This window comes from Mesorhizobium sp. M7A.F.Ca.CA.003.01.2.1 (genome assembly GCF_003998945.1).
Taxonomy (GTDB): Bacteria; Pseudomonadota; Alphaproteobacteria; order Rhizobiales; family Rhizobiaceae; genus Mesorhizobium; species Mesorhizobium ciceri.
This window is the reverse complement of record NZ_RZRA01001513.1, coordinates 1-714: the sequence shown is the minus strand read 5'-3', so window position 1 is coordinate 714 and position 714 is coordinate 1. Positions and strand designations below refer to the sequence as shown.

2 protein-coding genes are annotated in these 714 nt (G+C 60.4%); both read right to left on the bottom strand.

What is annotated here, in order from left to right:
• The coding region (locus tag EN969_RS33865) for a LysE family transporter (RefSeq protein WP_164758787.1) at positions 1 to 251 on the bottom strand (251 nt) is incomplete at its 3' end.
• 10 nt (positions 252 to 261) lie between these two features.
• Entirely contained in the window at positions 262 to 699 is a 438-nt protein-coding gene (locus tag EN969_RS35695; RefSeq protein WP_063168812.1) for a hypothetical protein, read from the bottom strand.
• Positions 700 to 714: the final 15 nt, after the last annotated feature.

Below are 714 nucleotides of genomic sequence, written 5' to 3'. Positions count from 1 at the left end.
AGATAGAGCGCACCGACCAGCTTGACCGCCAGGTAGAGCGTCGGCACGGCATGAAACAGCACCGACAGCCCGGCGGCCGCGGCGAAAACATGCACGTAGCCGCCCAGATGAATGCCCAGCGCCGCCGTCAGGCCGGACCAGCGGCCGCGCGCCATCGTCTGCGCGGCGGCATAGAGCATGGCCGGGCCTGGAATGTAGGCGAAGATCGCCGTGGTGGCGAAAAACGCGATGAGCAGTTCGGTCGATGGCATTTTTGGTCCCTCACGATCGTGCTCTGCCCTGTCGATTCAGTCCGCGCGGGATTGCTTTGGACTGACCCGTGCGGACAACCGCAGTAAAAGCGAACATAATTTTCTTGTGAAATGACGGGCTGAACGCGCCAATTCGCGCACCCGGCTCGAAATAGGCCGACGCTTCCAGGATATCATGATTGTACTCATCGACCATGACCCAAAGGGGCATAGGATCGAGGCCCGCACGGTGGCGTTCAATTTCCGGGATGCTGACTGCAACGCGATCACGACCCGGCTGTGTGGAAGTGATTGCAAGTATGAAGAGGTTGGTACCCCCGGCTTTCCCAGGAAGGACAGCCACAAAGGCCACAGGCCGTGACTTCCGGCCTTCGGTCTCGCCGTCTCCGTGTTGGCGATGCCAAAGATATGGATATCGCCAGACGTCCGCAGCAGCGGGTTTAATCACGGTCCAATTCCGCGG